Source organism: Mesorhizobium sp. M1163 (assembly GCF_040318415.1).
In the GTDB taxonomy this organism is placed as follows: domain Bacteria; phylum Pseudomonadota; class Alphaproteobacteria; order Rhizobiales; family Rhizobiaceae; genus Mesorhizobium.
On the sequence record NZ_JAMYMF010000075.1, the window covers coordinates 1 to 11,886 of the forward strand.

The 11,886-nt window shown below is 64.5% G+C and carries 15 protein-coding genes; all 15 read left to right on the forward strand.

Annotated elements, in window-relative coordinates:
* The first annotated feature begins 517 nt into the window (after nucleotides 1-517).
* A complete protein-coding gene (locus NKH43_RS34255) occupies nucleotides 518-1,204 on the forward strand; it encodes a HyaD/HybD family hydrogenase maturation endopeptidase (RefSeq protein ID WP_352572506.1) in 687 nt (228 codons plus the stop codon).
* Nucleotides 1,204-1,536 (forward strand): HypC/HybG/HupF family hydrogenase formation chaperone, encoded by a 333-nt coding sequence (locus NKH43_RS34260; protein ID WP_023679110.1) that lies wholly within the window; start codon nucleotides 1,204-1,206, stop codon nucleotides 1,534-1,536. The genes NKH43_RS34255 and NKH43_RS34260 overlap by 1 nt, the downstream gene beginning before the upstream one ends.
* Before the next feature lie 25 nt (nucleotides 1,537-1,561).
* Nucleotides 1,562-1,984 carry a thioredoxin domain-containing protein gene (locus NKH43_RS34265; protein ID WP_352611116.1) on the forward strand — a complete coding sequence of 141 codons (423 nt, stop codon included), beginning with the start codon at nucleotides 1,562-1,564 and terminating at the stop codon, nucleotides 1,982-1,984.
* A 25-nt stretch (nucleotides 1,985-2,009) separates the two neighbouring features.
* Nucleotides 2,010-2,855, forward strand: a complete 846-nt coding sequence (locus NKH43_RS34270; protein WP_352861926.1) for a hydrogenase expression/formation protein — start codon at nucleotides 2,010-2,012, stop codon at nucleotides 2,853-2,855.
* A complete protein-coding gene (locus tag NKH43_RS34275) occupies nucleotides 2,852-3,073 on the forward strand; it encodes a rubredoxin (protein ID WP_023679107.1) in 222 nt (73 codons plus the stop codon). Before NKH43_RS34270 ends, NKH43_RS34275 begins: the two co-directional genes overlap by 4 nt.
* Before the next feature lies 1 nt (nucleotide 3,074).
* Nucleotides 3,075-3,653, forward strand: coding sequence for a [NiFe]-hydrogenase assembly chaperone HybE (hybE, locus tag NKH43_RS34280; protein WP_023679106.1), 579 nt, complete (start codon nucleotides 3,075-3,077; stop codon nucleotides 3,651-3,653).
* Between the two features lie 50 nt (nucleotides 3,654-3,703).
* On the forward strand, nucleotides 3,704-4,783 hold the full coding sequence (locus NKH43_RS34285; protein WP_352785076.1) for a hypothetical protein: 1,080 nt from the start codon (nucleotides 3,704-3,706) through the stop codon (nucleotides 4,781-4,783).
* A complete protein-coding gene (gene hypA, locus NKH43_RS34290) occupies nucleotides 4,783-5,124 on the forward strand; it encodes a hydrogenase maturation nickel metallochaperone HypA (RefSeq protein WP_352861929.1) in 342 nt (113 codons plus the stop codon). The genes NKH43_RS34285 and hypA overlap by 1 nt, the downstream gene beginning before the upstream one ends.
* A complete protein-coding gene (gene hypB, locus NKH43_RS34295) occupies nucleotides 5,124-6,002 on the forward strand; it encodes a hydrogenase nickel incorporation protein HypB (protein WP_352861930.1) in 879 nt (292 codons plus the stop codon). The genes hypA and hypB overlap by 1 nt, the downstream gene beginning before the upstream one ends.
* Nucleotides 6,002-6,247: a HypC/HybG/HupF family hydrogenase formation chaperone gene (locus NKH43_RS34300; RefSeq protein WP_023679102.1), complete on the forward strand. Its 246-nt coding sequence runs from the start codon at nucleotides 6,002-6,004 to the stop codon at nucleotides 6,245-6,247. Before hypB ends, NKH43_RS34300 begins: the two co-directional genes overlap by 1 nt.
* Nucleotides 6,244-7,389 (forward strand): hydrogenase formation protein HypD, encoded by a 1,146-nt coding sequence (hypD, locus tag NKH43_RS34305; protein ID WP_023679101.1) that lies wholly within the window; start codon nucleotides 6,244-6,246, stop codon nucleotides 7,387-7,389. Before NKH43_RS34300 ends, hypD begins: the two co-directional genes overlap by 4 nt.
* Complete coding sequence (gene hypE / locus NKH43_RS34310) at nucleotides 7,389-8,438, forward strand: hydrogenase expression/formation protein HypE (RefSeq protein ID WP_023679100.1); 1,050 nt, start codon at nucleotides 7,389-7,391, stop codon at nucleotides 8,436-8,438. The genes hypD and hypE overlap by 1 nt, the downstream gene beginning before the upstream one ends.
* 2 nt (nucleotides 8,439-8,440) lie before the next feature.
* On the forward strand, nucleotides 8,441-10,204 hold the full coding sequence (locus NKH43_RS34315) for an enoyl-CoA hydratase-related protein (protein ID WP_352861932.1): 1,764 nt from the start codon (nucleotides 8,441-8,443) through the stop codon (nucleotides 10,202-10,204).
* Nucleotides 10,201-10,779 carry a response regulator gene (locus tag NKH43_RS35405; protein WP_502906537.1) on the forward strand — a complete coding sequence of 193 codons (579 nt, stop codon included), beginning with the start codon at nucleotides 10,201-10,203 and terminating at the stop codon, nucleotides 10,777-10,779. Before NKH43_RS34315 ends, NKH43_RS35405 begins: the two co-directional genes overlap by 4 nt.
* Nucleotides 10,779-11,886: Sua5/YciO/YrdC/YwlC family protein (locus tag NKH43_RS34330; RefSeq protein ID WP_352861933.1), on the forward strand; the 1,108-nt coding region annotated here is incomplete at its 3' end. The genes NKH43_RS35405 and NKH43_RS34330, both read left to right, overlap by 1 nt.

Sequence of the window (11,886 nt, forward strand, 5' to 3'; positions counted from 1 at the left end):
CCGCCCTCCCCGTCTCGGTCGCGGGCGGCGGCGCCCCCGCCGCCCCCCCGGCCCCCTCTTTTATCCCCCCCCGCCCCCCCCCCCCCCCCCCGGCCGGGCGGGCCCCCCCCCCCCCCCCGGCTCTTTTCTTCAAGACGGGTTGCCTTCAAGTCGATCCACACTTCGTCTCGGCTTGCCTCGACACCTCTCCTCCGTTCGACGGGGAGAGGAAGTGCCAACCGCAACGCCCGGCGCCCTTCCTCTATCCCTTTCAGGGCAAAGGTGCGGAGCGAGGCGGAGTGGGAAGGGCGAGTGAACGCAAACTTTCCATCGGCCTGGAATTCGGTTCTCAGTCCGGCCGTTGCCGTATCCGTCAATGGAAGGATACTTTCCGTTTGTGCGGTAAAATCGTCATCGCGCTTTCCATACGCGTCGTTCGCTATCCAGAGATCAACCTATTTCGCAACCATTTGCCGGCCCCCGGCCAATTGGCCCGCCTCTTGCTGCTGGAAGAAAAAGGTCGAAAGGAGGCTTCCCAATGAACGACGCGCCACGGGTGCTCGTGCTCGGCATCGGAAATCTGCTATGGGCCGACGAGGGCTTCGGCATCCGCGTGGTGGAGGAGTTCCACCGGCTCTGCGAAACGGCGGACAACGTCCGGGCCATGGATGGCGGCACGCAGGGCATCTACCTCCTCCAACATATCCGCGAGGCCGACATCCTCGTGGTGTTCGACGCGGTCGACTACGGCTTGGCGCCCGGCACGCTGAAGCTCGTCGAAGGCAGCGAGGTGCCGGCCTTCCTCGGTGTGAAGAAGATTTCGCTCCACCAGACTGGCTTTCAGGAAGTTCTCGCCATGGCCGAGATGATGGGTGACTATCCCGCCCATCTCCTTCTCGTCGGCGTGCAACCGGTCGAGCTGGACGACTACGGCGGCAGTCTCCGGCCCGCGGTGAAGGCTCAGATCGAGCCTGCAATCGAGATCGCCATCGAGTGGCTCGCCTGGCTCGGCGCGACGATCGCCAAGCGCACCGAACCGCTGGCCGAAGAAGAGACGCTCGCCTCGCGCGAAATGCGCATCGGCATCTACGAGAGCGGTCGACCCCGACCGGAAGAGGCCTGTCGTCACGGCGCGCGGCTTCTCGAGAATGGTGCCTTCGCTGGTCCGGCGAATTTCGAGTGCGAGGTCGACGCGCTTTTGCAATCGTCTGGAAGGCAGGGCTGATGTGTGTCGGCGTTCCCTTCCAGGTGGTTGAATGCAGCGGCGGCATTGCCCTGTGCACCGGTCGCAGCGGCACGCGGCGCCTCGATATGACCCTGGTGGGCGACCAGCCAGCGGGTACGTGGATACTCGCCTTCCTCGACACCGCGCGCGAGACTGTCACTGCCGAGACGGCGCGCCTGATCGCCGACGCGATCGAAGCGACGGAGCGTGCGCTCGCCGGCGACACCGACCTCGACCACCTCTTCGCCGACCTGGTCGGCCGCGAGCCGCAACTGCCGGAGCATTTGCGGCCGGGGCAAGCCCTTTCACCGCAAGGCACGGAGGACGCCTGAGTCCATGTTTTCACCCGTTCTCACCATGATGATGGAGCGCCACCGCATCCCGGTGGTTGACGAGGCGAACATCGACGCATTCGCCGAGGCCCACGACCTCACCGCGCTGTTTTTTCCCGGTGACTGGTTGCGGCTCGCCGAGAGCAACGATGTGGCGGTGATCCTCCCGGAGCTGGTGCAGGCCTTCCAGGGCGTGTTCAAGCCCGCCGTGGTATCGCGCGAGAGCGAACGCGAGCTGCAAAGCCGCTATCGCTTCGACGCCTTCCCGGCGCTTGTCTTCCTGAGGAACGGCGAATATCTCGGCGCCATAAAGCGCGTGCTCGACTGGGAAGACTACCTCACTGAGATCGACGGCAAACTGAGGCGCGGGCCGAGCGCGCCGCCGCGTTTCGAGCTTCCCGAAGCCTGCGCGACCCACGACCGTCACGACCACGATCATTTCCAGTGAGCGAAAGCGGCCGGGAGGGCGCATCATGGCAACATCGCTATTCGGCGGCATCGGGCCGGGTTCACAGCCGAGCGAAGGGGACGGCAGCGACTTGCAGTATATGGAAATGCCGAAGGGCATGGCGACCTCTGCGTCACCCATGTTGCCGGAGAAGGAAAATGTCGCCGGGCTCGAAGCTGCTTTGGCGGTGCTCTCCGCGCTGGCTGAAAGCCTCGGCCGGTCCTCGCCGGATTGCGAAAACGCGGTGCATGATCTTTCCGGCCTCGACGACGCCAATCTTGCGCTGATCGACCAGGCGCTGGGCGAGGGCGAGGTCTTGATCATCTGCGGCGACGACCTGAAGGCTCAGGAGTCGGTGCTCGCCGGTATCTGGCGCGTGCGCCAGACCGGAACGGATGGCAGGCTCGTGCGCGATTTCGTCGAGGTCGGCGCCTTTCCCTCGGCCGTGCTGGAGAGGGCCTTCGCCGGCTGCCGCAATACGCTCGCTGCGCCGGCGACCTATCCGACGGGCGTCTTCAACGCGCCGCCGCTGATTTCGGAGCTCAATGGCCGCATCCCGCTCGTCGGGCCCGACGTCGGGCCGCACGCCATAAACCTGTCGCTGCTGCCGCACACTGAAGAGGACTTGACCTTCCTCGACGGCCTGCTTGGCCACGGGCCGGTGGTCGTGCTGTCGCGTGGCTACGGCAATTGCCGCGTGACCACGACGGGGACGCGCGGCGTCTGGTGGGTGCGCTTCTTCAATTCGACCGACGATCTCATCCTCAACACGATCGAGGTCACGGCCTTGCCGGGGGTGGTCCGCGCTGCGCCCGAGGATATTGCGGACAGCCGCCAGCGGCTCCTCGAAATCCTGGAGGTCTACCGGTGAACGACTCCTTCTTTGCCGGTTCATATGGCGGCGACAATGCCAAGATCGGCCCGATGTCGCGGCTCGAATGCAGGATTTGCTGGCATGTCTACGACCCGGCTGAGGGCGACGACTACTGGCAGATCCCGCCCGGCACGCCCTTCGCCGAACTGCCGGCCAACTGGAGCTGCCCCACCTGTGACGGCTCCAAGCAGGGCTTCATGGTCGTGAGCGATTGACATGGATCATTCGCAAGCCGTCGCTGCCCATCTAGAGTTCGTGTTTCAGCGGATCGAACGGACGGCCATGGCAGGAATTCCGATCCTCAATCCGGCGCTTTGCGTCAGCGCGGTGGGCGTGCGGCAGTGGCAGGGCAAATGGCTCGCGGTTCTTGTCACGCCCTGGTTCATGAACCTCGTGCTTCTACCATTTGGCGACGGGCAAGCGCGCCCGCGCGTGCCTACGGGCACGAAGGAGCATGCATCATTCCCGGCGGGCCGGTTCGAGTTCTTCCGGGCCTATGAAGAGGAGCTCGGCTGCTACCGCATGTGCTCGCTGTTCTCGCCGATGTTCGAATTCGCCGACCAGGAGAGTGCGCAAGAGGCCGCGCGGCAGGTGCTTGCGGAACTGTTCAACCGTGAGGCGGAAGAAGACGAAGACGGCGAGATGATCCGTGTCTGGGAAGGCCGGCTACCTGAGGAAGAGGCAAGCGCGTTGGACGAGGTTGAGACAGCCGGAACACCCGCGAGCTCCCAGCCGGCGAAATTGACCCGCCGCTGGCTGTTCGGTTTGGGCGACAAGGAGGAGACCGCTGCATGAGCGTTGATGGCCGCGTCTCCATCGATCTCGTCTGCGATGGCGGTCGCGTTATGGAAGCCATCGTCACGCCGCCGCGCCCGGTTGCGCTTGGCCCGATCGTGCGAGCCCGGCCGGTGACGGAGGTCATCTCGGCGATCGGTTCGCTGTTCAGTGTCTGTAGTATTGCGCAGTCGGCGGCGAGCGTTGAGGCAGCCGAGGCGGCCCTGGAGATCGGGACGGACCGGCGCACGAAGCAAGCGCGGCGGCTTCTTGTGCTTACCGAAACGCTGCGCGAGCACCTGCTGCGCATTGGCTTGGATACTGCCAGTCTCGCGGGCGAGCCTGCCGACGGTAAAACCCTGCGCCGGTCTATGCGCCTGCCGCAGCGCCTCAAGCAGGCACTTTTTCCAGGCGGGAATGCGTTCGTTCCCGGCGTGTGCGTGGGGATTCCGGGCGCGGACGCTGCCGAAACGGCCGCCGAAGCGAGCCATCTAACGCAGTCCGTGGTCTACGAAGGCGAAAAGCCGCTTGGCGAGATGGATCGCGATGCCTTCGCGCAGTGGGCTATGGAGCGCGGCACGATTGCGGCCCGTCTCATCGCCCCGGTCTTGGCAAGGGGCTGGGCCATGATAGGCCACCCCGAAACGACAAACGGGGGAAACGAACATTTGCCGAAGGAAACGTCGGCCGACACGAGCTGCCTCGCCAGGCAGGCTGGTGCGCCGCTCGTTCGCGCTTTCCTTTCCGAAAACGGTGGAGCCGGCCTGGCCGCGCGGCTGGCTGCCCGCGTGGTCGAGGCATCGACGCTGCCGGCGCAGATCGCCGGAGGGCTCGCGGCCCTGCGGGATGTCGCGGAGGGGTCCGAAGTGCCTACGCGCGAAGTCTTTCGCGACGAGAACGGGGGCCGCTCTGCTACTGCCTTCGCCGAGGCAGCACGCGGCCGGCTGGAACATCGGATTGTTTTGAACGACGACCGAATCGCCGACTACGCCATCACGGCTCCGACCAGCATTCATTTCGCCGAGAGCGGCATTGCCGCGAGCTCGCTTTCGGCGCTCGCTGCATCCAGACGTGAAGATCTGGCGGTCCAGGCCGATCTCCTGGTCCGGGCCATCGACCCCTGCGTCGGCTACGATATCAGGCTCCGCTGATGTACGAGATGGCGATATGCGAGAGCGTCCGTGGCATCATCGAGGAAGAGGCCGCGAGACAGGATTTTCGGAAGGTGGGCCGCGTCTGCATGGAAATCGGGCGGCTATCCGCTGTCGAGGTCGAGGCGCTGAAGTTCGGCTTCGATGTCGTCATGCGTGGCTCTCTGGCGCAAGACGCAAGGCTGGAAATCGTCGAGACGGAAGGCAGGGCCTGGTGCATGCCTTGCGGCCAGAGCGTGCCGATCGCGGCACGCTTTGATCCATGCCCGGACTGCGGAAGCCATCAGCTGCAGGTGACCGGCGGCCAAGAAATGAAGATCAGGGAATTGGAGGTGAGCTGATGTGCACTATTTGCGGATGCGGCGAGGGCGCCGTCCGGATCGAGGGCAAGGCGCATGGCCATCACCATCATCACGGCCACGATCATGATCACCACCACGATCATGATCACGGCCCCCATCATGACGATCATGTGCACGATTGTGGCTCGGGCCCCGGTGGCACCCGTGCGCCGGGCATGAGCCAGGCGCGGATGGTCAAGCTGGAAAAGGATATCCATTCCAAGAACAACGAGTATGCCGATGCGAACAGGAAAATGTTCGCCGAGCGCGGCGTGCTTGCGCTCAACCTCGTCTCCAGCCCCGGCTCTGGCAAAACGACGCTGCTTTGCCGCACGATCGAGGCACTGAAGGGCAAGTTGCCCATCGCCGTGATCGAGGGCGACCAGCAGACTTCCAATGATGCCGACCGCATCCGCGCCACCGGCGCGCCCGCGATCCAGGTCAACACCGGCAAGGGCTGCCACCTCGACGCGCATATGGTCGGCCATGCCGCAGATCACCTCGACCTTGCCGAAGGAGGCCTGCTCCTCGTCGAAAACGTGGGAAACCTCGTCTGTCCGGCGGGCTTCGACCTAGGCGAGGCACACAAGGTGGTGGTGCTCTCAGTCACCGAGGGAGAGGACAAGCCATTGAAATATCACGACATGTTCGCCGCCGCCGATCTCATGATCCTCAACAAGACTGACCTGTTGCCGCATCTCGACTTCGACGTGGAGGCCTGCATCGCCAACGCCCGAAAGGTGAACCCGCGGATCAAGGTGCTGAGGGTTTCCGCGCGCACGGGCGAGGGGATGTCGGACTGGACGGCCTGGATCGGCGCGGTCCGCGCCATGGCGCTAGTCGGCCATCAGCGGGCGGCCGAGCTCGGAGCAGCCTGATGTGCCTGGCCATTCCCGCCCGCGTCGTTGAACTGCTCGATGACGACATGGCCGTGGTCGCGTTCGACAGGGTCACGAAGCGCATCTCATTGGCTTTGGTGGCAGACGTTTCGCTTGGCGATTTCGTGCTCGTCCATGTCGGTTATGCGCTCCACAAGGTGAGCCCCGAGGAGGCCGAGCGCACGCTGCAGCTGATGGCCGAAGCGGGCGTGCTGGAGGAGGGGCTGGAGGAGATTTCGGCGTGAAATATGTCGACGAATATCGCGACCAGGAGCTTGCGAAGACCATCGCCGGCGCCATCGCGATCGAGGCTGATCCGGAAAAGAGCTACCATTTCATGGAGTTCTGCGGTGGGCACACGCATGCGATTTTTCGCCACGGCGTGCAGGACCTGATGCCGCAGAACGTGCATTTCGTGCACGGACCCGGATGCCCCGTTTGCGTGCTTCCCATCTCTCGCCTCGACGATGCGGTGGAGCTCGCCGAGCGGCACGGGGTCATCCTTTGCACCTACGGCGACATGATGCGCGTGCCGGGCACCAAGCAACGCAGCCTGATCCGCGCCAAGGCGGACGGAGCGGATGTCCGCATGGTCTATTCAACGCTCGATGCCCTAAAGATCGCGCGTGAAAACCCCGAGCGGCAAGTCGTCTTCTTCGCCATCGGTTTCGAAACCACGACGCCGCCGACGGCCGTCGCGATCAAGACGGCGCAAGCCGAGGGGTTCAAGAATTTCAGCGTGTTCTGCAACCATGTGCTCACGCCGGCCGCGATCTCTCACATTCTTGAATCGCCGGAAGTGCGGGAACTGGGCATCGTCAAGATTGACGGGTTTCTGGGACCTTCGCACGTCTCCTCCGTGATCGGCTCGCAGCCATATGAATTCTTTGCCGAGGAATTCCAGAAGCCGGTTGTCATCGCCGGCTTCGAACCGCTGGACGTCATGCAGTCCATCCTGATGCTGATCCGGCAGGTCAATGAAGACCGGCACGAGGTCGAGAACGAATATACCCGCGTCGTGACCGAGGAGGGCAACCTCAAGGCGCAGGCACTGGTGAGCGAGGTCTTCGAGCTGCGCAAGACCTTTGACTGGCGCGGCCTCGGCACCGTGCCCTACAGCGCCCTGCGCATCCGCGACGCTTATGCCGATTTCGACGCCGAGAAGCGTTTCGAGCTGTCGGTCAAGGCTTCGCGCCAGGTGAAGTCCTGCGAATGCCCTTCGATCCTGCGCGGGGTGAAGAAGCCGACCGACTGCAAGCTGTTCGGCACCGTGTGCACGCCGCAGAACCCGATTGGCTCATGCATGGTCTCCTCCGAAGGCGCCTGCGCGGCCTACTGGACCTATGGCCGTTTCCGCGAGCCGAAGCTGTTGGAGGCGGCGGAATAATGAGCGCGAACGATCCCAGCCTAGCCGTCACCACCTCGTCGGTCCGCGGCGCGGTGGACATGACGCATGGCGCGGGCGGCCGCGCGATGGCCGAGCTGATTCGGGATATTTTTCAAAGACATCTGGCCAACGAGTTCCTGGCCCAGGCTAACGACGCGGCCCTGCTCGGCACCGTCTGCGGACGCCTGGTGATGGCAACGGACGCGCATGTCATCTCGCCTCTGTTCTTTCCGGGCGGGGATATCGGAGCACTGGCGGTCCACGGCACGATTAACGACGTCGCCATGATGGGCGCGCGGCCGCTCTGGTTGTCCGCGTCCTTCATCCTGGAGGAAGGTTTTCCGTTGGCCGAACTGGAAAGAATAGTTGTTTCAATGGCTTTTGCCGCCCGGGAAGCAGGCGTACCCGTGGTTACGGGCGACACCAAGGTGGTGGAGAAGGGCAAAGGCGACGGCGTTTTCATCTCCGCGACCGCTGTTGGCGTGCTGGCGGACGGCACAGACATCTCCGGAAGCAATGCCCGGCCGGGCGATGCAATCCTTGTCTCCGGCACCATGGGCGACCACGGAGTCGCAATCCTGTCGAAGCGCGAACACCTTGATTTTGAAACGGAAATTATCTCCGACAGCCAAGCTCTGCACGATCTGGTGGCGGCGATGCTTGGCTCCGTTCCTGGTATCCGGGTGTTGCGTGACCCCACGCGCGGCGGACTGTCGGCGACGCTGAACGAAATCGCGCAGCAGTCCAAGGTCGGAATGGTAATCCGGGAAGCGGCGGTTCCGGTGAAGCCGGAGGTCGCGGCGGCGTGCGAACTGCTCGGCCTCGACCCGCTGAATGTTGCCAACGAAGGCAAGCTGATCGCCATCTGCGTGGCGCAAGACGCGAAGACTTTGCTCGCCGAGATACGCGCTCATCCCATGGGCCGGGATGCCGCAATCATTGGCGAAGTCGTCACAGACCAGCATGCGCTGGTGCGGATGAAAACGAGACTTGGCGGTATGCGCGTGGTCGACTGGATCGCCGGGGAACAGCTCCCGAGGATCTGCTGAAGATGCGCATTCTGCTTCTCGTCACCGCCTTCAACGCCTTGAGTCAGAGGATTTTCGTGGCGCTTGGCGAGCACGCACACGAGGTCTCGGTCGAGATGGACGTCAACGACGAGCGGACCATGGAGGCGGTAGATTTGTTTCGGCCGGACCTCGTTATTGCCCCGTTTCTGAAGCGGGCAATCCCGAAAGAAGTCTATGAAAATCGATGCTGTATGATCGTTCACCCAGGCATCGTCGGCGACCGCGGCCCCTCCGCGCTGGACTGGGCGATGGTGGACGGGGCGACGCAGTGGGGTGTCACGGTGCTGGAAGCGGCGGCCCAAATGGATGCGGGGCCGGTCTGGGCGAGCGCCACCTTCGCGATGCGAAAGGCGACGAAATCGAGCCTCTACAGCAACGAGGTGACCGACGCGGCGGTGACGGCGGTGCTCGAAGCGATCGCGCGGTTCGAGCAGGGCGAAAAGCCGATTGCCCTGGAAGAACAATCTGTAGCGCCGCTGGGCCGGTGGCGGGACGCGATCAAACAGGCGGACCGGCGGATCGATTGGGCTGCCGACACGACCGAAACGGTGCTGAAGAATATCGCAGCAGCCGACGGCGCGCCCGGCGTGCGGGACGAACTTTTCGGCGAAACGGTCTTCCTTTTCGACGCGCGAGACGCACGTGAACCAGGGGGTGACTTGCCTCTCGCGCGGGGTGAACGGGGCAAGATATCGCTCCCCGAGCCGGGAGTGGTCGCCGCCAGAAGCGGGCCGGCGATCGCCATCGTCACCGTCGACGGCGCGTTGTGGATCGGCCATGTCCGGCATCCCAATTCGCCACACCCGTTCAAGCTGCCGGCGACCATGGTCTTCGCGAAGGAAGTTGCAGACCTGCCGGAGATCCCGCTCAATTCACCGGGCGGTTATCAGGACATCATCTACGAAGAAGAAGCTGCGGTCGGCTATCTGCACTTCCCCTTCTATAACGGTGCAATGGGAAAGGACGCCTGTCGAAGACTTTTGGACGCTTATACAAAAGCGACGGAGCGTCCGACCAGGGCGATCGTGCTGTGCGGAGGGCCGCAGTTCTGGTCCAACGGGCTCGACCTCAACCGGATCGAGGCGGCCGACAGCGCGGCCGACGATTCCTGGGTCAACATCAGTGCCATCGACGACCTCGCCGATGCGATCATCCGCACGACAAGCCACATCACCGTAGCAGCGCTTGCCGGAAATGCGGCAGAGGGCGGCGTGTTTCTCGCCCGCAGCACCGACCAGCTCTGGATGCGCTCGAGCGTCATCCTCAACCCGCATTACAAGGACATGGGCAATCTCTACGGCTCGGAGTTCTGGACCTATCTCCTGCCGAGCTGCTGCGGGACTGAGAATGCCCGCCGGATCGCGGCAGCGCGCCTGCCGATGGGCGCGAAGGAGGCGCTGAATCTGAATCTGGCCAACCGGGTGTTCGCGGGGGCAAGCGAGCTGTTCACGGCGCAAGTGAGGGCGTCGGCTGCCGCGCTGGCCGGGAGCGAAGAGTTTCCGGGGTTGCTCGCCGAAAAACAAGCCCGGCGCGCAGCCGACGAGGCGGCCAAGCCGCTTTGCGCCTATCGCGAGGAGGAGCTTTCGCGGATGCGCCGCAATTTCTATGGCTTCGACCCAAGCTACCACGTCGCGCGGCATAATTTCGTGCACAAGGTGCCGAAGTCGCGCACCCCAGTGACGATCGCCCGCCACCGCGACGTCGCCTGGCAGGCCGGCCGGGAGGGAAGGAAAAAGGCATCGTGAGCGACCTGCCGGGCATATTGATCCTCGACGACGAAATCCGCTCGCTGGAGGCGCAACGGCGCGTCCTGAGCGAGGATTTCGATGTCCACGTAGCCAGCGACACCAAGGCCGCCAGCTCGATCCTGGAGATGGAATGGATCCAGATCATCCTGTGTGACCAGCGCATAGCCGGCACCTGCCGCACCGAGTTCCTGAAGCAGGCGCGCACCCGCTGGCCGGACATCGTGCGCATGATCATCTCGGGCTACACCGACGCGCATGACACCATCGACGGCATCAACGAGGCCGGCATCTACCAGTACATCACCAAGCTCTGTCATCCGGAAAACCTCACGCTCACGCTGAAGAACGGGGTGCAGCTCTTTCTCCAGATCGCGGTTCGTCGCCGCCACCACGCGCAGATCGACCTGCTCTACGCATTGCAGAACTTTTCGCCACGCGACTGGGCCGGCAATCGTGGCCCGCTGGAGCTGGCGCTCGAAGGTGCGCCGGTGCGGCTCGGCGAGACCGAGCCGGTTGCAGTCCAGCACATCGTGCGGTCGTTGGACCCGTGCATAGTGTGCACGGTGCGCTGATGGGCCCGCCGCTCGCCGAGCCCGCAGTGGAGGGACGCCTGGTCCGGGTGACGGGGCTGGTGCAAGGCGTCGGCTTCCGGCCGACAGTGTGGCGCATCGCGACCGCTATGGGGCTATCGGGTCACGTCCGCAACGATGCTGCAGGCGTGGAGATCGCGCTGTGGTGCAGCGATGCCGAGTTCGAGACCTTCGCGGACAGGCTAAAGGCGCAATGCCCGCCGTTGGCGCGGATCGACGGGATCGAGACGGCGACGCTTGAGGGGCCGCGGCCGGCGGGCGGCTTCGCCATAGCGGCGAGCGCGGGCGGGCGGGTGAAGACCGGCATCGTGCCCGATGCCGCCTGCTGCCTGGAATGTCTTGCGGAAGTGCTCGACCCCAAGGACCGGCGCTATTTCTACCCGTTCGCCAATTGCACGCATTGCGGGCCGCGTCTGTCAATCGTCAAGGCTATCCCCTATGACCGCCGCTCGACCGCTATGGCACGATTTTCGACCTGCGAGGAATGCCGGGCCGAGTATGAAAATCCGGCCGACCGCCGCTATCACGCCCAGCCGATCGCCTGCCCGGCCTGCGGCCCGCGCGTCTGGTTGGAAGGTCCAGACCACGTCGTGGTCGGCGGCGGCCCGCAGGCGGTGATCCGCGAGGCGGCGGCGCTGATCGGGGAAGGGCGGATCGTCGCGATCAAGGGCATCGGCGGGTTCCACCTCGCCTGCGACGCGACGGACGAAGCGGCGGTGGCGCAGCTGCGCGCCCGCAAGAAGCGCGACGGTAAGCCGTTCGCGCTGATGGCGCGCGACTTGGAGCAGCTTGCCGAATTCGCGGAGCTGTCGGGCGAGGAGCGCGTGGCGCTTGCCGCCCGAGCGGCGCCGATCGTGCTGGTGAAGCGCCGTGACAGCTGCGGCGTTGCGGCGGGCGTGGCGCCGCAGCACGAGCGGCTCGGTTTCATGCTGCCCTACACGCCGTTGCATCATCTCTTGCTGCGGGCGCTGGACGGTCCGGTGGTGATGACCTCCGGCAATCGTTCGGGCGAGCCGCAATGCACGGACAATGACGAGGCGCGGCAGGAGCTTGCCGGGATCGCCGACTTCTGGCTGATGCACGACCGCG